Source organism: Streptomyces sp. Rer75 (genome assembly GCF_013414305.1).
GTDB lineage: Bacteria > Actinomycetota > Actinomycetes > Streptomycetales > Streptomycetaceae > Streptomyces > Streptomyces himastatinicus.
Genome location: NZ_CP058693.1, coordinates 8,561,278 through 8,579,393, shown reverse-complemented (window position 1 = coordinate 8,579,393; position 18,116 = coordinate 8,561,278). Strand labels below are relative to the sequence as shown.

The following is an 18,116-nucleotide window of genomic DNA, read 5'->3' as shown; positions in this document are numbered from 1 at the left end:
GGGCGTGAGCCCAGTTGTCCCGGGTCCGGCGAAGCCGTGCCTTCTCAGGCACAGTGGGTGCGCCGGCCCGGGACGGTTCCTTGCGTGGCCGTCAGTCCAGCGGCTCGATCCAGAGGTTCCTGAAGCGGACCTTGTTGCCGTGGTCCTGGAGCCGGATTGCACCCGCCGCGGCAGATTCGGCGTCGCCGCCGCCGGTCGGGCCGTCCACTGCCACGTTGTCGTGGACCTTCCTGCCGTTCCACACCACGGTGATCCTGGCGTCATCGGTCTTCCGGCCCGCGGTGTCGAAACGGGCCGCACGGAAAACGATGTCGTACGTCTGCCAGCTCTCCGGTGGAGTGGCGGCGTTCAGGTCGGCGGCCTTTTTGTCGTAAATGGACGCAGCCTCGTTCGGGGCGAGTTTCTCCACGCCGAAGGAGTCCAGGATCTGGATCTCGTACCGCTCCTGGAGATAGATGCCGCTGTTCCCGCGGTCCTGCCCGGTGACGTCGTCCGGCAGCTTCGGCACCCGGAATTCGGCGTGCAGCCTGAAGTCGCCGAAGGCCTGTTTGGTGCGGATGTCGCCGCAGCACACCTCGATGGAATCCTCGGCAGTGTGCGGCCATTCGACGCTCCGGCCGTCCGAGTGCTGCCAGCCGGTGGAGACGCTGCCGCCGGAGAACAGGTCGATGCGGCTGCCGGTTCTCCGCACCTCGATCATGTCGAGGTTGACGTGGCCGGTGTCCTCGGGCCGGTAGGCGTAGGTGATGGTGTTGCGGCCCTTGCGCAGGGTGAGCCGCTCGGTCTTGGTGGACCAGCGGTTCCAGGCGCCGGTGGAGGGGAGACTGGTCTGCTGCTCCTGCCCGCCGTTGACGCTGACGCCGATCGTCTTGGTGCCGGTGAAGGGGTTGGGGCCGTTGCCGTAGCGCAGTGCCACGTCGTAGCCGCCCTTCGCGGGTGCGTCGACCTCGAAGGTGGCGGTGGCGCCGGGAGTTCCGAAGCCGTCGACGAAGCCACCGCCGGTGTAGCCGGCGTGCTCGGTGTCGATGTCCGCTCCGCCGGACAAGCGTGCCGACTCGGCGTCGTACGAGGTGACGGGCTGCTCGGGACCCGGGCGCGCGTTGAGCGTGTACCAGGCTTCGGTGGACCAGAGTTGCTCGCCCTCGGCCGAGGAGAACGGGCGCGGCGATCGCACGTGCACCACCCGGTCGGTCTTCAGGCCGGGGATGGTGAGCCGGACCCTGCGACGGTCGTCGGACAGTCGGGCGGCCGCGACGGGGAGGGACTCCTCGTCGACCTTGGGGCCCCCGTACGCCGGGGTGGGGACGTAGCGCCACTGCTCGACGGAGTAGGCGCCGCTCGTCAGCCTGGCGGCTGTCTCCTCCGACAGGGGCTTGGTGTAGGTGAGTTCGAAGCCGTCGCGGGTGGCGCGCATGGTCTTGATGTCGAAGGCGGTCTTGCCGTTCGGCGCGAGCTTCTGAAGGCCGAAGCGGAGTTTGCCTTCCTGGCCCCAGTTTCCGTCGGCGCCGAGACCACCGGCGTAGATCGCACCGTCCGGTCCGGTGGTGATTCGGGTGATGCCGGCCTCCAGGCCCTGGGTGTGCCGGAACACCGCGCCCTGGTATGCGCCGTCCACCTTCTCCAGGTCGGCCCGCTGGATTCCGCCGTAGGTGACGTCACCGAAGAGCATCTGTCCGGCGAAGGGCCCCTTCTTCACCGGCATCGGTGTGCTGGGCGAGTTGGCTATCTCGTTCTGCGGCAGCCAGAGCACCGGCTTGGTGACGGAGCGGTCGTCGAACGGACCGTCCGGGTTGGTGTAGTGGTTGAAGAACCGGTCCTGCTTGACGTGGAGCAGCTTGGAGGCGGGCAGCCAGCCGCCCTGGTTGTCGGTGACGAAGAGCTCGCCCCGCGGGCCCCGTCCGATGCCGTTCGGTGTGCGCAGGCCGCCGGCCAGGTAACTGACCTTGCCGGTCTTCTTGTTCACCCTGATGGTGGTGCCGCGGTTCGTGGCGGGCTGCGGATCGGTTGTCGCACCGCCCTGGTTGATGGCGACGGAAAGGTTCAGGTAGAAGTTTCCGCCCTCGTAGAGCAGTCCGAAGGCGAACTCGTGGAAGTTTCCTCCGTACGGCCAGTCGGCGACCTTGCGGATCTCGTCCGCGGTGTTGTCGCCCTTGGTGTCGGACAGCTCGGTGAGCTGGTGCTTCTCCGAGACGTACAGCTTTCCGTCGACGTACGTGATCCCCATCGGCTCCTTCAGGCCGCCGGCGATCTTCTTGTACGTGACCTTCTCCGGGCCGGTATCACCTGTGACGTGGTCGAGGATGTACACCTCCCCCTCCGTCTTGGTGCTGCCGCCCCACGTCGTCACGGCGAGCTTGCCGCCCGGCAGCCAGTCCATCGCGGACACCTGCGGCTCGAAGCCCTCGGGGCGCAGATCGGTGAGGGTGTAGCCGGGGTTGACCGAGGTCAGTGGGAGACCGTCGCCGGGGGTGTCGTAACTGCCCTCGCACTCCTTGCGGCCCGGGGCGGTGACGCGGACGACGTCGGCGTCGGTACTGAGCACGGAGTTCGGGACGAGGGTGAAGTCACCGGCGCCCGGCGGCTTCCACTGGAGGGTGACCTGCTGGTCGCCGCCGCGGTCGAAGTGGTCGATCCGCAGGGCGTGGTAGCCGGGGGAAAGGGTGACCTCGCCGTCCTTGGGCTCGGCGCCGTGCAGTCCGTCGTGGTCGATGACTTTCTTGTCGCCGATGAGCAGACGGGAGCCGTCGTCGCTGATCAGGCGGAAGGTGTAGGTACCGTCGGCGGGGACGTTGACGTTGCCGATGATCTGCGACACGAAGTTGTCGGTGAAACCGAAGCCCTCCGTGGAGGACCAGTCGACGGTGGGGATCAGCTTGTCGACGTTGGGGGTCTGGGCCGGCTTGAGGTCGCAGAGCTTGCTCAGCGGCGACTGGACGTCGAAGACGCGGAGGGTGACGCCGGGTTCCTGGGGAGGCAGGTCCCCGAAGGGCTTTTCGTCCGCTTCGGCTGTCGGTGTCGCGAGACCGCCGGCGAGAACGACCGCGAGGAGCAGGCCGACGGTTCTTCGTGGCCTACGGCGATGGCTACGGAGGCTCGGGTACTTGCGTGACGTCACTCTTCCTCCTGCTGGGCGCTGCGAGGCGGCGCGGCCCACGGCGGACCGCGGTCATGGAGTGGAGTTCGTCCACGTACGGGTGGTGCAGCGGCATTCCGCCGTGATGCACGCAGACGTCCGTACGAAAGCGACGCCCAGCGTACGAACGGCGCCCTGAACCGTCCATACTTTGTCCTCAACAAGTCGAAAGTTCCCGTTACTCGCCGTGCCGCGATCCCGGCCGAACGCGGGTCAGCAAGGCACCGGCCAGAGCCACCACGGAATGGCATCGACGGTTGCCGCTGGTCATGGGCGGGACGCAGACTGTGGCCCCGTCCCTGCCACGGGGCATGCCACAGCCGGACCGGAGGGTGAAGCCCGTGACCACATCGATCACCGAGATCGAGACCCATGGTGTCGAACGCATACCGGACGAGGACCGGTCGGCCCGCCCGATCGACCTCTTCCGGCTGGCTTTCGGCGGCGCCAACACCTTCGCGACGTGCGTACTCGGCGCCTTTCCCGTCCTGTTGGGGCTGTCCTTCCTGCAAGGTCTCGCGGCGACCGTCCTCGGCCTGGTCGCCGGGGCGCTGCTGCTCGCCCCCATGGCGCTGTTCGGACCGGCGAACGGCACGAACAACGCGGTCTCGTCCTCGGCACACCTGGGAGTGCACGGCCGGATCGTCGGCTCGTTCCTCTCGCTGCTCACCGCGATCGCGTTCTACTCGATCTCGGTGTGGTCCTCGGGTGACGCGCTCATCGGCGGGGCCCACCGGCTCGCCGGCGTACCGGAGTCGGAGGTTTCGTACGGCGCCGCCTACGCGGTGTTCGCGGTCCTCGTCCTCATCGTCTGCATCTACGGCTTCCGCTTCATGCTGCTGGTCAACAAGGTTGCCGTGACGGCCGCGTCGGCGCTCTTCGTGCTGGGCGCCGTCGCCTTCGGCGACGATTTCGACCCCGGCTACGCGGGCACCTTCGCCTCGACCGCCGACCCGCTGTTCTGGCCGTCGTTCATCGGCGCCGCACTGATCGTGCTGTCCAACCCGGTCTCCTTCGGCGCCTTCCTCGGTGACTGGTCCCGCTACATCCCGGCCGCGACACCGCGCCGCCGGGTGATGGGCGCCGCGTTCCTCGCCCAGCTCGCCACCCTGCTGCCGTTCGTCTTCGGCCTGGCCACCGCCTCGGTCATCGCCACCAAGGCCGGCACGTACATGGACCCGGCCGCCCCCAACTACGTCGGCGGGCTGCTGGCGATCTCGCCCGGCTGGTACTTCCTGCCACTGTGCCTGATCGCGCTGATCGGCGGCCTGTCCACCGGCACCACGGCGCTCTACGGCACCGGCCTCGACTTCTCCAGCGTCTTTCCGCGCTTCAGCCGGGTCCGGGCGACCTTCCTCATCGGGGCACTGTCGATCGCGTTCGTCTTCCTCGGCCGGTTCGCCCTGAACCTCACCCAGTCCATCACCACCTTCGCGACGCTGATCGTCACCTGCACCGCGCCCTGGATGATCGTGATGGTTCTCGGCTATGTCACCCGCCGTGGCTGGTACGACGCGGAGGCGCTACAGGTCTTCAACCGCCGCCAGCGCGGCGGCCGTTACTGGTTCACCCACGGCTGGAACTGGCGCGGGATGTCCGCCTGGCTGGTGTCCGCCGTCGTGGCGCTGCTCTTCGTGAACCTGCCGGGCCAGTTCGTCGGCCCGCTGGGCGACCTCGCGAACGGGGCCGACATCTCCCTGCCGGTCGGCCTCGCCCTCGCGGCCGTGAGCTACCTCGGCCTGCTGACCGCGTTTCCCGAGCCGCGCGCGGTGTACGGGCCGGACGGCCCCCGGCTCGTGCGGGCCTCCGCCGCCGACACCCCGCCCATCACCGATGCCCCGGGCGGCCCCGACGGCCTCTCCGCCACCGCGACCGCTCCCGAGCGCACCTGAACGGCACGGCCGCAGCGACCTCCGGCCTTCGCGCTCAGGAGACGCTCGTCGTCACGCCATACCCCGGTCCGCACGTCCGCGGCCCCCGCCGCGGACGGCAAATCTCCGCAAACCGCACTTTTCGGCCTTTTGCGCGTAAGTGTGTCATCTGCAAGCATGAGTGGCAGAGAGTCTTACGGAGAGCGGCAGACGGTACATCGCCTGTCCGCATGGCAGCGCCGACGCCTCATCCGACGCCGTCCGCCTGTCCCCGATGAACCGTGTCTCAGACACCACCGCCACAATCAGCAGGCCAGGAGGCGGATCATGGCCACGGCGGAACTCACGTCCGAACAGAAGTCGGACTATCTCGCGCAGCTGACGATGGCCGCGGCACGCTACACCAACCGAACCGAACAGCGCGAGAGAAACCAAAACGTTCTCCAGACGCAGGGGGTGCTGTACGCCGACGCTCCCGAGCGGGTCGAGAAGCGGCTGGCACGTCTCGGCGCCGACTGGGCCATGGCGCGGGCGATCGAGCGCACGCCGACGGAACCCGCCAGCAGCGAGGGAAGCACCCTTCAACTGCCCCCGGAGGCCTTTACCAGAGACGCGCTGGGGCTAGAGCGCCTCATCGGGCGCAACAACCTCGCCCCGGTCGCGTTCCTGGAGGAAGGCGTTCAGGTCTCCCGCTCGGTTGGCCGGATCACCATCAGCGGACCGGGTGGCGGACACGGTACGGGCTTCATGGTGTCCCCCTCCCTGCTGCTCACCAACAACCACGTGCTGCGCTGCGCCGAGGAGGCGAGCCGCAGCAAGGTCGCGTTCGCGTTCCAGGACGGCGTCGAAGGGGGCCCGCTCACACCGGCCGTCTTCCCACTGGAGCCGCACCGCTTCTTCGTCACCGACCGGGCGCTGGACTACAGCCTCGTCGCGGTGGCCCCGCGCGGCACGCAGGACGAGGCGCTGTCGTCGTTCGGCTGGCTGATGCTCAGGGAAACGCAGGGGAAGATCGTCATCGGGGAGTTCGTGAACATCATCCAGCACCCCAGGGGCGAGCCCAAGCAGATTGCGCTGCGCGACAACCAGCTCGTCGACGTACTGGAACGGTTCCTGCACTACGCGTCCGACACCCGTGAGGGCTCGTCAGGTTCTCCGGTCTTCAACGACCAGTGGGAGGTCGTCGCGCTGCACCACTCGGCCGTCCCGAAGACCGACGCCGAGGGCCGGCCACTGAGCGTCGACGGCACGGTGTGGCGGCCCGAGATGGGCGAGCAGCAACTGGCGTGGCGGGCCAACGAGGGTGTGCGGATCAGCCGGGTGCTGCGCGCCCTGCACGAGGCGGCCCTGACCGGTGCGGCGGCCCAGCTGCGGGACGAGATGTTCACCGCCGGGCTCGCCCCGTCCCCCGTAGAAAGCGCCCCGCCGCTTCCCTCGTCGAACGGGAAGTCCGCCCTGTCGACGGCCGATGGGTCACGAGCCCAGGCACCGGCGCACGCGACCGATGATGCCGCGCAGCTCGTCCTCCCGCTGCGGATCGCCTTCGGTTTCGATACACCGTCGTCCCCACAGGCCACCCTCCTCGCCCCGCTTCCCGCGCTCGAAGCGACACCGAAGGCCGCGTCGCAGCCGCCGTCGGCCGGGCGGACGAACGTCGTGTCAGCGGTCGAGAAGGACGTCGACGCAGCCCTGATCAACCACAGGCTCGCGCAGGAACGTGCCTACTATGACCGGACCGCCGACATCGCCGCACGCGACGCGTACTACGCGGACGTCCGCACCGGCGACGGTGACGCGCTGCGCCGGGCGCTCACCGCGCTGCTGGAGGAGACCCACACGCCCCAGCCCAGGTACAAGCCGATGCGGCTGGTCTACCCCTGGGTGGACCTTCACAAGGACGGTCGGCTGTACGGCATTTACTCGGCCAAGAGCTTCTCCGTCGAGGAGCTCGTACGGGCCGACGCGGCCGTGGCCGAGGCGCGGCTGGCCTGCGTGGAGGAACTGCTGCTGCAAGAGAGCACGGCGGGTCCGGCCGAGTTCGAGGCGGAGTTCGACGCGCTGGAGGCGTCGATGCCGTTCAACTGCGAGCACGTGGTGCCGCAGTCGTGGTTCGCCAAACGGGAGCCGATGCGGGGAGACCTGCACCATCTGTTCGCGTGCGAGGCCGGCTGCAATAGTTTCCGCGGCAACTTCCCGTACTTCGACTTCCCCGACTTCGACGAAGCGCTCCGGGACGCCTGTGGGATGCGCGAGAGCGTGGGGTTCGAGCCGACGGAGGGCAAGGGCGCGGTCGCCCGTGCCACCCTGTACTTCCTGCTCCGCTATCCGGGACAGGTCGGCGACGTCGCACGCGAGTTCCCCGAGGACCGGCTGCCCGTCCTGCTGACATGGCACGAGAACCAGGCGGTCACCGAGTACGAACTGCACCGCAACGCCGCCATCGCGGAGATCCAGGGCAACCGGAATCCGCTGATAGACCATCCCGAGTGGGCCCGCGAGATCGACTTCTCCGGCGTCTGGCCCTGAGTATCATGGCCGGGGCCGAGAAGCTGCCGATCGTCTACGTACGAGGCTTCGCGGGCGACACCGCGGGCATCGACAAGGTGGTGACGGACCCCTTCTACGGGTTCAACGAGGGCTCCACCCACATCCGTATCGGCCCGGACAACGAGCCGTGCTTCTACCAGTTCGAGAGCCCGCTGCTGCGCCTGCACCTGGACGAGAGTTACCAGATCCTCGTCGACGGCGGCCAGGAACTCTACTTGGCCTCCCACGACACGATCCCGCCGGACTCCATCTGGGTACACCGCTTCTACGACGCCTCAGCCACCACCTGGGGAAGGAAGCCCAGGGAGTTCCGGCTGGAGACCGCCGCACAGGACCTGATGAAGCTGATCGAGACGATCAGGGAGAAGTCCGGGGCGCCGCGTGTCCATCTGGTCGCCCACAGCATGGGCGGCCTGGTGTGCCGCTGCCTCATCCAGAAGATCCTCCCGGACCTCGGACGTGATCCGGCCGACTGGGTGGGCAAGCTCTTCACCTACGGCACCCCGCACGGCGGCATCACCTTCGACGCCGGTTTCGGCCTGCTGGAGCGGCTGCGTGACCTGACCGGCATCAACGGCGCCGAAATCTTCGGCCCGGAGCGGATGTACGAATACCTGACGCCGAGAGCACTGCGCGACCCGGACGGCCCGCCGGACGACTGGGACCCCCGGGCCATGACGCCCGACCAGCCGTTCGCCTTCCCCCGCGAGCGAGTGTTCTGCCTGGTCGGGACCAATCCGACCGACTACGACGTGGCGCGCGGGCTGTCGGCGGCGGTGGTCGGTCCCCGCAGCGACGGCCTGGTGCAGATTGACAACGCGTACGTCCCCGGCGCACATGTGGCATACGTGCACCGCAGCCACAGTGGACGCTACGGACTGGTCAACTCCGAGGAGGGCTACCAGAACCTGCGGCGTTTCCTGTTCGGCGACCGCAGGGTGGAGGCCGAGCTGGTCGGTCACCGGCTGTCGCGGGCGTCCGACATGACCTGGCAGGCGGAGGTCCGGCTGTCGGTGCGCGGCCTACAGATCGTCACCCACGAGCGGATGAGCGCCCATTGGTGCTCGATCCAATTGCCCACCGGTGCGGCGGACGGGGAGGGGCCGGTGCCGTTGGTGAACACGTTCCTGAGCTCCAGACTGCGGTCCGGCGAGTCCGGCACCCTGCGGTACGCCCTGCATCTGCGGATCCTGTCGCTGCGCCGGCGCGACGGCCTGCTGAGCTTCCGTGACCACCTGGAGCAGACGGCCGACTTCGACGACATCCTCGTCGTGGACGTGGGCGCCGACGCCACGGCGGCCGAACCCGCGCTCTCGGCCACCTGGAACTCCGACATCGCCGGCCCGATCAGGGACCACCGGCCCCCCGGTGCCGGTGGCCTCAGCGACGAATCCCCCGCCGGCGGCGTCTGGGTGAACCACATCGAGCTGCCCGCCACCACCGTCCCGATCCTCGGGGACGGCGCGCGCATCCGGCTCACCGTGACCCCCTGGGAGTGAGAGAGGAAGCGCGCCGTCATGGTGACTCTGCCCAACGGCTGCCCGCGGCCGCTGGGCCGCTACCGGTACCAGGGCGAAGGCAGGCTGTCCGTGGCGGCACGGCTTGCCCGGGCGGGCCCGGATGTCAGGTCAGGAACGTGAAGAGCGGGCTGTCCGGAGGGACGCGCTCGATACGGTGCGGGACCTTGCCCATGCGGTCCAGCAGCGGCTCGAGGCCATCAGGCGCACCGAGTTCGATGCCCACCAGTGCGGGGCCCGTCTCGCGGTTGTTTCGCTTCACGTACTCGAAGAGGGTGATGTCGTCCTCCGGTCCCAGCACGACGTCGAGGAACCGTCGCAGTGCGCCCGGCTCCTGCGGGAACTCGACGAGGAAGTAGTGCTTGCGCCCTTCGAAGAGCAGCGCGCGTTCGACGATCTCGGCGTATCTGCTCACGTCGTTGTTGCCGCCCGAGACGACGCACACGACCGTCGCGCCGGGCTTCAGGCCCGGATCACGGTCGAGCGCGGCGGAGGCCAGGGCGCCTGCCGGTTCGCTGATGATGCCGTCGGACTGGTAGAGGTCGAGCATCTCCGCACAGACCCGGCCTTCCGGTACAGCGAGCATGCGAGGCGGCTGCTGGGCGACGACCGCATAGGTGTGTCTGCCGACCGTGCGTACGGCCGCGCCGTCGACGAAGGGATCGATGTCCGGCAACGTCACGGGGCCTCCGGCGGCCAGGGCCGCGGCCATGCCCGCCGCGCCCTGCGGTTCGGCGCCGATCACCTGGACGGTCGGGTGCGTCTCACGGAGCCAGGCGATGGCGCCCGCGAGCAGGCCGCCCCCGCCCACGGGGACGATCACCGCGTCCGGAGCGCGGCCGAGCTGCTCGACGGCTTCCCTCACCACGGTGCCTTGCCCTGCGATGGTGCGCGGGTCGTCGAAGGCGGGTACGAGGGTGGCTCCGGAAGCATGGGTGTATTCGATCGCGGCAGCGCTGGCGTCGTCGTAGGTGTCGCCCTCGACGATCATGCGGACGTGCTCGCCGCCGAATGCCCTCACCCGGTCCCGCTTCTGCCGGGGGGTCGTCCTCGGCAGGTACACCCGGGCGGGCACGCCCAGGGAGGCACAGGCCAGTGCGACACCCTGGCCGTGATTGCCGGCGCTCGCGCAGACCACACCTCGCCGGCGTTCCTCCGCGGACAGCTGTGCGATGAGGTTGTAGGCGCCGCGTGCCTTGTACGACCGTACGGCCTGCTGGTCCTCCCGCTTGAGCCACACGTCGAATCCGTACCGCGCGGACAGCCGCTCGCTGCGGTGCAGGGGGCTCGGCCGGATCACCTCCGCACACCGTCGTGCGGCCGCGACCACGTCCGATGCGCCCACGCCGCCGGTCCCGCCGTGCTCAGTCACCTGTTCCTCCTGTCGTATCGTTGGGCGCATGGCAGCCCGAGGTAAGTCCGCCACGGTGGCGAACGAAGGGTCGAAGCAGGCTCCGCTGCTCGTCCTGGGAAAGATCTCCGAGATCCTCAACGCTTTCACACTGGCCCGGCCTTCTATGAGCCTGCGCGAGATCCAGCAGCAGACCGGACTGCCTGCCTCGACCGTGCAACGCCTGGTGACGAACCTGGTCGCGCACGGGTTTCTCGACCGCTCCGAGGACACGTTCCGGATCGGGGTGAAGATGGCCTACTGGGCGGCTGCCGCGGCAAAGGACCTCGACATCCTCCAAGTGGTCAACCCCGCTCTGAAGGACCTTCGCGACCGGGCCGGGGAGACCGCGTGCTTCTTCCGCTCCGAAGGCACCCAGCGGGTGTGCATCGCGGTCGCCGAGACACGGCACGCCCTCCGCCGGGAGATGTCGGTGGGGAAGATCGCCCCCATCACCGTGGGATCGTCGGGGCGTGTGCTGCTGGCCTGGGATCCGGATCTCGCCGAGCGCGTGCTGCGGGAGGAGCTTCCGCAGCTGACCGAGAGCACCGTGACCGACCGGGACGAACTGCGCAGGCTGGTCCAGCAGACGCGTTCCGAGGGCTATGCCATCACGGTCGGCGAACGCATCGACGGTGCGTCGGGCCTCGCGGCCCCGGTGTTCGACTCGGCCGGGGAGCTGGTCGGGGCGCTCATGGTCCACGGGCCGACACTGCGCATGCCCTATGAGCGGTGCGTCGAATGGGTCGATCTGGTGGTGGAGCATGCCGAGCAGATCACCCGAGCACTCGGCGGCCGGTACCCGGCCTGACGGCTCTGCCCGTCGAGGCGTCCCTCCCGACGATGACGGCTTCCGCCACGACGGCCTTCATTGCCACGCCTCCGGGTTCACCGCATGGGCCGGCATCTGGCCTCGCCCCATGGCGACGGCGTTGTTCGCGCAGACCTCGGCCATGGTGGCGCGGACGGAGCGGGTGGCGCTGCCGACGTGGGGCAGGAGGGTGGTGTTGGGCAGGTCGGCGAGGCCATCGGCGAGCGCGGGTTCGTCCTCGTACACATCGAGTCCGGCGCCGGCGATCTCGCCCGAGCGCAGCGCCTCGACGAGTGCCTTCTCGTCCACCACGGGCCCGCGCGACGTGTTGACGAGGCAGGCCGTCGGCTTCATGGCGCGAAGGGTCTTCTCGTCCACGAGATGGTGTGTGGCGTCGGTCAACGGGACGTGCAGCGAAAGGAAGTCGCTGGTGGACACCAGGTCGTCCCACTCGGCGAACCGCACCCTGCCGGCGAGGTGTCCGAGCCGCTCGGCGGGTACGGGGCCGCTGCGCGCGGTGTAGCGCACGGTCATTCCGAACCCGAGGGCGCGTTCAGCCGTCGCCCGGGCGATCCGTCCGAAGCCGGCGAGTCCGAGTGTGGCCCCGCTGACGTCGCTTCCGAGGAGCAGCTCGGGCTGCCAGCCCTGGTATTTCCCCGCGCGGAGGAAGCGGTCCGCCTCCACGCAGCGCCGTGCCGTGGCCAGCAGGAGAAGCATCGCGATGTCGGCGGTGGCGTCGGTGAGGACCCCGGGTGTGTTGCCCACGAGGATTCCGCGCTGTGTGGCGGTTGCCACGTCGACGTTGTCGTATCCGACCGCGTAGTTGGAGACGCCCCGGATCTTCGCGTGCTCCAGTACGTCTCTGTCGAACACGTCTGTCAGCTGGGCGACGACGATGTCGACGTTCCCCGAGGAGCATTCCCGGCGCAGTTCGTCCGCGGACAGTTGCCGGTCGGGTACGTACACCTCACCGGCCGCCTGAAGAATGTCCATTCCGGGAGCCGGGATGGGGGTTGTCACCAGGAACTTCATCGGCACGCCTGCGCATCCGGTGCCGCCACGGCCCACTCGAACGCGGTGGTGCTGGAGTGGGCCGCCTGGCCTGCCCTGGAGCGGTTCGGCTCGTCCAGTTCTGCCAGCAGCCCGTCGGCCAGTTCCACCACGGCGCCGAAGGTGTCCGGCGTCAGCCAGTCGGGACGCAGCGCGAACAGCAGGTCTTCCGTCGCGGCGTTCCCGCTGGCGCCGGGGGCGAACGGACAGCCGCCGAGGCCGCCGAGCGCGCCGTCCAGTTCGCTCGCTCCGGCGGCCACCGCGGCCAGGGAGTTGGCGACGCCCATGCCCCACGTGTCGTGTCCGTGGTAGACGATCCGCCGCGCGGGCGATCGCGTTGCCACGGTGGAGACCAGGCTGGTCACCTGAGCGGGCACGGCCTGCCCGAGGGTGTCGCACAGCACGACGTCCTCGGCGCCCTCCGTACGGGGGTCATTGGCGATCCGTAGCACCGTTTCCTCCGGGACGGCTCCGTCGAACGGGCAGGTGAACGCCGTGGCGACGCAGAGCTGAATGCGCCCGCCGGCCGAGCGGGCGTGCTCGATCGCCGCCGGCATGGCCGCGAGGCTGTCCTCGGTCGACCGGCCGATGTTGGCCTGGTTGTGGCGGTCGGATGCCGACAGGCAGTACTGGAAGTTCACCGCGCCCGCCATCGCCGCCTTCTCGACGTGCCGTGGGGTGGCCACCCAGACCCAGGACCGGGCGAGCTCGTCCGGATTCAGGTGTGCGATCACATCCAGCGTGTTGGCCATGGGCGGGACGAGGGTCGGATTGGCGAGCGAGCCGATCTCCAGGCTGGGGATACCGAGGGAGAGGAGTTCGCGGACGACGGCCACCTTGCGGTCGGTGGACAAGGGCTTGCCGGTGAGCTGGAGGCCGTCGCGCAGCGTCACATCGCGCAGAGTCACAGGTGTACTCATTGCTTCTTCTCCATCTCCATGATGATCGCGTCGGTCTCCTCGTCGTCCTTGCCGAGCAGGCCGGTGAGCACCTGTCGGGTGTGTTCGCCGAGGTCGGGGCCGAGGGATCGGACGGCCAGGGACTTCTCGCCGAGGACGGGGACGATCCCGGGGAATCCCACTTCCTGGGGCTCCTCTGCCGCTATGCGGACCGGCAGCCGCTGGATCATGCCGCGGACCGCGAATTGCTGGTCCGCGCAGATGTCCTCCGCGGTGTAGATCGGGCCCGCCGGGACGCCTGCGGCGTCGAGGGCTTTGAGCACCTCGTCACGAGGAAGCGTCGTGGTCCATGCGTTGATCGCGCCGTCGAGTTCGTCACGACGGGCCCATCGCTCCGCGTTGGTCTGTAGTCCGGGATCGTCGGCGAGATCGGGACGACCGATGGCCCGCATATAGCGCCGGAAGATCGCGTCGCCATTACCGGCGATCACCACGCTGGGCCCATCCCCGCACTCGTACGCGTTGGTGGGGGCGATGCCCTCCATCCTGCCGCCGACCCGCTGCCGTTCGAGGCCGTAGGCGAGGTAGTCGGGAACAAGGGATTCCATCATCGAGAAGACGGCCTCGTGCAAGGCGACATCCACCGTGCGCTCGGACAACGGCGCCTTCGTGGGCACCCGTTCGCGTTGAAGGAGCGAGATCACGGCGCCGAACGCCGCGTACAGGCCCGCGATCGAATCTCCGATGGACACTCCGACCCGGGAGGGCGGGCGGTCGGCTTCTCCGACCAGGTGGCGCAGACCTCCCATGGCCTCGGCCACCGCGGCGAACCCCGGGCGGTCCGACAGGGGCCCGGACTGACCGAACGCGGAGATGCGGGCCAGGACGATATCGGGGTTGGCCTCCTCGAGTGCCGCGGGGCCGAGTCCCCAGCGCTCCAGCGTGCCGGGGCGGAAGTTCTCGATCACGACATCGCATCGCCGCACCAGTTCCAGCACGGTTGTCCGGCCACGATCCGTCTTCAGGTCCAGCACCACCGACTTCTTGTTGCGGTTGATGGTGCGGAAGAGCATCGAGACATCACCGGCGTAGAGCCGCCAGTTCCTCAACTCGTCTCCCGTGCCGGGGCGTTCGATCTTGATCACCTCGGCGCCGAAGTCCGCGAGCAGCCGTCCGGCGGTGGGGCCCGCGATGTAATTGCCGAGTTCGAGCACACGCACTCCGTGCAGCGGCAACTGTGTGCTGCGATTCGTCATGGTGTCCTAACGTCAGGTGGGTGGGAGGGGGTCAGAGGATGGCGCTCAGCGCGAGGATCGGGCCCATCGCGACGACGGAGGCGACGGAGACCCCGACCGAGCAGGTCTTGAGGGCGCCGCGGGTGGTCTGGCCCATCAGGGACTGGAGCAGCCAGAAGGTGTTGCTGGTCAGGTGCACGAAGAACAACGATCCGGCTCCGGCAGCCAGGGCGATCAGTACGGGATCGAGGCCCAGCGTGGGGGCCACCGGCGCGAGCAGGCCGGCAGCGGTGATCGCGGAGATCGTCACCGAGCCGACCGCGACGTGCAGCACGGCGGCCACCAGCCACACCATCAAAAGCGGGGCCCACGTGTTGGCCTTGAAGTAATCCCCGAGGATGTGCCCCAGTCCGCAGGCAGCGATCACCGCTGCGAGACAGCCTCCGACACCGTTGAGGAGGAGGATCTGTCCGCTGTCGCGCATGCCCTTGCTCAGCGCGGCGTCCACCCGGGGCTGCCCAAGGTGGCGCCGGGCGACGAGGCAGGTGGCGACCAGGCCGAGCAGCAGGGCCACGACCGGGCTGGAGAGCAACTGCACGAAGGGGTTGTGCCACCCTGCCACCTCGGCGAGGGCTCCGGTGGCAATGAGAAGGAGGGAGACGAGGAGGGGCGAGAAGAGGAGGAGGAGTCTGGGCTGCGGCTGCGGCTGTGGCTGCGGATGTGGCTGCGGATGTGGCTGCGGCTGCGTGCGGGCCTTCACCTCCACCGCTGCTGTCATGGTTCCGCCGGCAGGGGTGTTCCGGCCGACGGGGTACGCGTCGTCGGCCGCACCGCCGTCCGCGGGCGCGCTCGGCGCCGGGCCGGGAACGTCCTCTTCATCGAGTGCCGGATTCCACCAGCCGCGCGTCAGCGCGAAGTTCATGACGGCGATGGCGATGGTCACGGTCGGGATGACGACGATGAGCCCGTACAGCAGGTACGTGCCGAGCGGCACGTCAAGGAGCGCGGCGAGCGCCAGCGCTCCGGCACCTGGGACCGTGAAGACGATGCCGCACTCCAGCCCAATGGCCAGGGCCGTGGCCATGCGAGCGGTGCCGTATCGGCCGAGCTTGGCGGCTATGCCCTTGGCCAGCGGACCGGTGATCACCAGCAGCACGTCCAGATAGATGGACTGTAGGAAGGTCGCGATCGTCAAGGCCATCGCGTGGGGGATCCGCTTCGGGCCCGCGACGCGCAACAGGGTGTCGACGAGTCGCTCGATGGCTCCGAGGTCGCGCAGGAGGGCTCCGATGAGCACTCCGAACGCGATCAGGAGTCCGATGTCGGCCATGACGTCGCCGAAGCCCTTGCTGATGGTCTTCACGGTTTTGTCGACCCCGAGGCCGGTCGCGAGACCCAGATAGCAGGCGCCCAGGACCAGGGCGACGACAGGGTTCATCCGTAGCCGCACGATCAGGAACACGATGGCGATCACGGCGATGGCTGTGTTGAGCAAGATTGCGGTATCCGACATGCCTACCGTCCGGTTTTGTGCGGAGTGGGGCGTATACGAAGCCGGCGGCTCGACCCGATGGCCCGCATTATGAGCACGAGCCCACGATGCGGGTCAATGCCCGCGCACCGGCGCGCTGGGCCGGATGACGGCACGGTCGGTCTCGTGCCGAGCGACGGCTTCCCGGCCCTGACCGGTGTCGACTTCCGTGAGGTGCAGGTCGACGCGGGGCCGGGCCTGCCGAAAGGCTGCCAGCGTGCCCAGCAGGGGTTCGCTGAGGGCCGAGGACACCTGGGCGGGAGCCTTCTGTGGAGGGAAGACCTCACCCGGCGGAGACGGCCGCGGTGCGGCGGGCAACGCCCACCACGAGCAGTGTCAGGAGAGCGAGGGCGGCGCCGGTCCAGAGCACGCTCGCGGTGGCGATGCCGTCGACGGCGAGGCCGCCCGCGAACGCACCCAGCGCGATGGACAGGTTGAACGTGGAGACGTACAGCGAGGAGGCCGCCTCGCTGGTGTCCGGTGCGGCGTCGAGGATCCAGGTCTGGAAGGTGACCGGCACCGCGCCGTAGCCCAGGCCCCACAGGATCAGGATGGCGCCCGCGGTGACGGCGGTGTTGTCGACGAGCGCGAGGAGCACCATGGCGGCGGGGAGGACCACGGAGATGCTTACGACGGTCTGCCGCAGCCGCTTGGCGATGAGCGCTCCGGCGATGAAGTTGCCGCAGATACCGGCGACGCCGAAGGTCAGCAGCAGCACGCCGATCATGTTGTCGTCGACTCCGTCGTCCTGGAGGATCGGCCTGACGAACGTGTAGGCGAGGAAGTGACCGGTGATCACGAGGAAGGTGATGGCGATCCCGGCCCGTACGCCCGCGTTGCCCTGGAAGACCTTCGGCAGGTCTGCGAACGTGATGGTCTTTTGAGCTGGCACGTTCGGCATCAGGACGAGCAGGAAGGCCAGGGACATCAGTCCGAGGATGCCCACGGCGGCGAACGCGGTGCGCCAGCCGCTGAAGTCGCCGAGGAACGTCCCCGTGGGGACGCCCAGGACCGAAGCGGTCTCCACGCCCCCGAAGACGACGGCGGTGGCCCGGGGCACGTGCTTCTCCGGCACCAGGCGCATCGCTATGCCACCGGCGATGGACCAGAAACCGCCGACGCTGATGCCGATCAGGAAACGCGCGACCAGGATGACCGCGAAGCTGGTCGCGAAGGCGGAGGCCAGGTTGGCCGCGCCCATCAGGCCGATCAGGAGCGCCAGCACGATACGGCGGTCGATGTGACCGGTGGCCACGGTGACCAGGGGCGCCGTGACGGCGGCGACCAGGCCGGGAACGGTCACCATCAGTCCCGCGGTGCCCTCGGAGACGTCCAGGGCGGAGCCGACCGGGGTGAGGAGGCCCACCGGCAACAGTTCGGAGGTCATCAGGGAGAAGATGCCCAGGGACACCGCCAGGACGGCGAGCCAGCCCTTGACGGGCGAACGGCCTGTGGCGGCGGACACCGGTGTGTCGACGGTGGTCACGGCTTCATCAGCCCTTCGTGAGGAAAACGGTCCATGGCGGGCCACGGGCGGCAGCCCCGGTGGATGGGCCACCGCCCCGTGAGGTGGAACGTCGGTTACTCCGTGCCGGGCGTCTTGCGCGTGGTGACGTTCATCCGGTTCCACGCGTTGGTGGTGAAGATGAGCGCGATGAGCTGGGCGAGCTCCTTCTCGTCGAAGTGCTCGGCCGCCCCCTCGTAGACCCGGTCCGACACGCCCTGGGGCAGGAGGGTGACGGCCTCGGTCAGCGCCAGGGCCGCCCGCTCCCGCTGCGTGAACAGGCTCGACTCCTCCCAGGCGGGGAGCTGGTAGATGCGCTCCTCCGTCTCCCCCGCCTTACGGGCGTCGGAGGTGTGGTAATCGATGCAGTACGCGCAGCGGTTGATCTGGGAGGCGCGGATCTGCACCAGCTCCAGCAGGACGGGATCGAGTCCCTCCCGGGCGGCGGAGTCGAGGGCCAGGACGGCCTTGAAGACCTTGGGGGCGATGGTCGAGAAGTTCATGCGCTGAGGCACCTGGAACGTTGTCATGCTGTGAATCTAGGAGCGGAAAAGACCCGGGGTATGGTGCATTTCCACGGCAGAAACATGGGTCAATGTTCCGGAGCCCTGGGCCGCCGAAGCCGACC

Annotated in this window: 13 protein-coding genes; 4 read left to right on the top strand and 9 right to left on the bottom strand. The window is 68.9% G+C overall.

Features of this window, described 5'->3' with window-relative positions; genetic code table 11:
- Window positions 1-91 precede the first annotated feature (91 nt).
- A complete protein-coding gene (locus HYQ63_RS36855; RefSeq protein ID WP_179938029.1) occupies window positions 92-3,115 on the bottom strand; it encodes a family 16 glycoside hydrolase in 3,024 nt (1,007 codons plus the stop codon).
- 359 nt (window positions 3,116-3,474) lie between these two features.
- Here HYQ63_RS36855 and HYQ63_RS36850 point away from each other — a divergent pair, with 359 nt between their 5' ends.
- From HYQ63_RS36850 to HYQ63_RS36840, 3 genes are all read left to right on the top strand, one after another.
- Window positions 3,475-5,025: a cytosine permease gene (locus HYQ63_RS36850; protein ID WP_179938028.1), complete on the top strand. Its 1,551-nt coding sequence runs from the start codon at window positions 3,475-3,477 to the stop codon at window positions 5,023-5,025.
- Window positions 5,026-5,331: 306 nt separating this feature from the next.
- The gene (locus tag HYQ63_RS36845) at window positions 5,332-7,530 is read left to right on the top strand and encodes an endonuclease (RefSeq protein WP_179938027.1); all 2,199 of its coding nucleotides are present in this window, start codon (window positions 5,332-5,334) and stop codon (window positions 7,528-7,530) included.
- A 5-nt stretch (window positions 7,531-7,535) separates the two neighbouring features.
- Window positions 7,536-9,050, top strand: a complete 1,515-nt coding sequence (locus HYQ63_RS36840) for a triacylglycerol lipase (RefSeq protein WP_179938026.1) — start codon at window positions 7,536-7,538, stop codon at window positions 9,048-9,050.
- A 124-nt stretch (window positions 9,051-9,174) separates the two neighbouring features.
- Here the strand turns inward: HYQ63_RS36840 and ilvA are convergent, their stop codons facing one another.
- Window positions 9,175-10,440, bottom strand: a complete 1,266-nt coding sequence (gene ilvA / locus HYQ63_RS36835) for a threonine ammonia-lyase IlvA (RefSeq protein WP_257232379.1) — start codon at window positions 10,438-10,440, stop codon at window positions 9,175-9,177.
- 28 nt (window positions 10,441-10,468) lie between these two features.
- Here ilvA and HYQ63_RS36830 point away from each other — a divergent pair, with 28 nt between their 5' ends.
- Window positions 10,469-11,269 (top strand): IclR family transcriptional regulator, encoded by an 801-nt coding sequence (locus tag HYQ63_RS36830; RefSeq protein WP_179938024.1) that lies wholly within the window; start codon window positions 10,469-10,471, stop codon window positions 11,267-11,269.
- Window positions 11,270-11,326: 57 nt separating this feature from the next.
- Here HYQ63_RS36830 and HYQ63_RS36825 read toward each other — a convergent pair whose 3' ends face one another.
- The 7 genes from HYQ63_RS36825 to HYQ63_RS36795 form a co-directional block, all read right to left on the bottom strand.
- Complete coding sequence (locus HYQ63_RS36825; protein WP_179940901.1) at window positions 11,327-12,301, bottom strand: D-glycerate dehydrogenase; 975 nt, start codon at window positions 12,299-12,301, stop codon at window positions 11,327-11,329.
- Window positions 12,298-13,239, bottom strand: coding sequence for a hydroxymethylglutaryl-CoA lyase (locus HYQ63_RS36820; protein ID WP_179938023.1), 942 nt, complete (start codon window positions 13,237-13,239; stop codon window positions 12,298-12,300). Before HYQ63_RS36820 ends, HYQ63_RS36825 begins: the two co-directional genes overlap by 4 nt.
- Complete coding sequence (locus tag HYQ63_RS36815; RefSeq protein ID WP_179938022.1) at window positions 13,236-14,474, bottom strand: CaiB/BaiF CoA-transferase family protein; 1,239 nt, start codon at window positions 14,472-14,474, stop codon at window positions 13,236-13,238. The genes HYQ63_RS36820 and HYQ63_RS36815 overlap by 4 nt, the downstream gene beginning before the upstream one ends.
- Before the next feature lie 31 nt (window positions 14,475-14,505).
- Window positions 14,506-15,948, bottom strand: coding sequence for a GntP family permease (locus HYQ63_RS36810; RefSeq protein ID WP_257232377.1), 1,443 nt, complete (start codon window positions 15,946-15,948; stop codon window positions 14,506-14,508).
- A 111-nt stretch (window positions 15,949-16,059) separates the two neighbouring features.
- Window positions 16,060-16,236, bottom strand: coding sequence for a hypothetical protein (locus tag HYQ63_RS36805; protein WP_179938020.1), 177 nt, complete (start codon window positions 16,234-16,236; stop codon window positions 16,060-16,062).
- A 31-nt stretch (window positions 16,237-16,267) separates the two neighbouring features.
- Entirely contained in the window at window positions 16,268-17,470 is a 1,203-nt protein-coding gene (locus tag HYQ63_RS36800) for an MFS transporter (protein WP_179938019.1), read from the bottom strand.
- Window positions 17,471-17,565: 95 nt separating this feature from the next.
- Entirely contained in the window at window positions 17,566-18,018 is a 453-nt protein-coding gene (locus tag HYQ63_RS36795; RefSeq protein ID WP_257232376.1) for a carboxymuconolactone decarboxylase family protein, read from the bottom strand.
- Window positions 18,019-18,116 lie beyond the last annotated feature (98 nt).

What these genes read in the sequence shown, in the direction of transcription:
- HYQ63_RS36795 (WP_257232376.1), bottom strand. Translation starts at nt 18,018, where the DNA reads ATGACAACGTTCCAGGTGCCTCAGCGCATGAACTTCTCGACCATCGCC.
- HYQ63_RS36845 (WP_179938027.1), top strand. Translation starts at nt 5,332, where the DNA reads ATGGCCACGGCGGAACTCACGTCCGAACAGAAGTCGGACTATCTCGCG.
- HYQ63_RS36825 (WP_179940901.1), bottom strand. Translation starts at nt 12,301, where the DNA reads ATGAAGTTCCTGGTGACAACCCCCATCCCGGCTCCCGGAATGGACATT.
- HYQ63_RS36820 (WP_179938023.1), bottom strand. Translation starts at nt 13,239, where the DNA reads ATGAGTACACCTGTGACTCTGCGCGATGTGACGCTGCGCGACGGCCTC.
- HYQ63_RS36830 (WP_179938024.1), top strand. Translation starts at nt 10,469, where the DNA reads ATGGCAGCCCGAGGTAAGTCCGCCACGGTGGCGAACGAAGGGTCGAAG.
- HYQ63_RS36815 (WP_179938022.1), bottom strand. Translation starts at nt 14,474, where the DNA reads ATGACGAATCGCAGCACACAGTTGCCGCTGCACGGAGTGCGTGTGCTC.
- HYQ63_RS36840 (WP_179938026.1), top strand. Translation starts at nt 7,536, where the DNA reads ATGGCCGGGGCCGAGAAGCTGCCGATCGTCTACGTACGAGGCTTCGCG.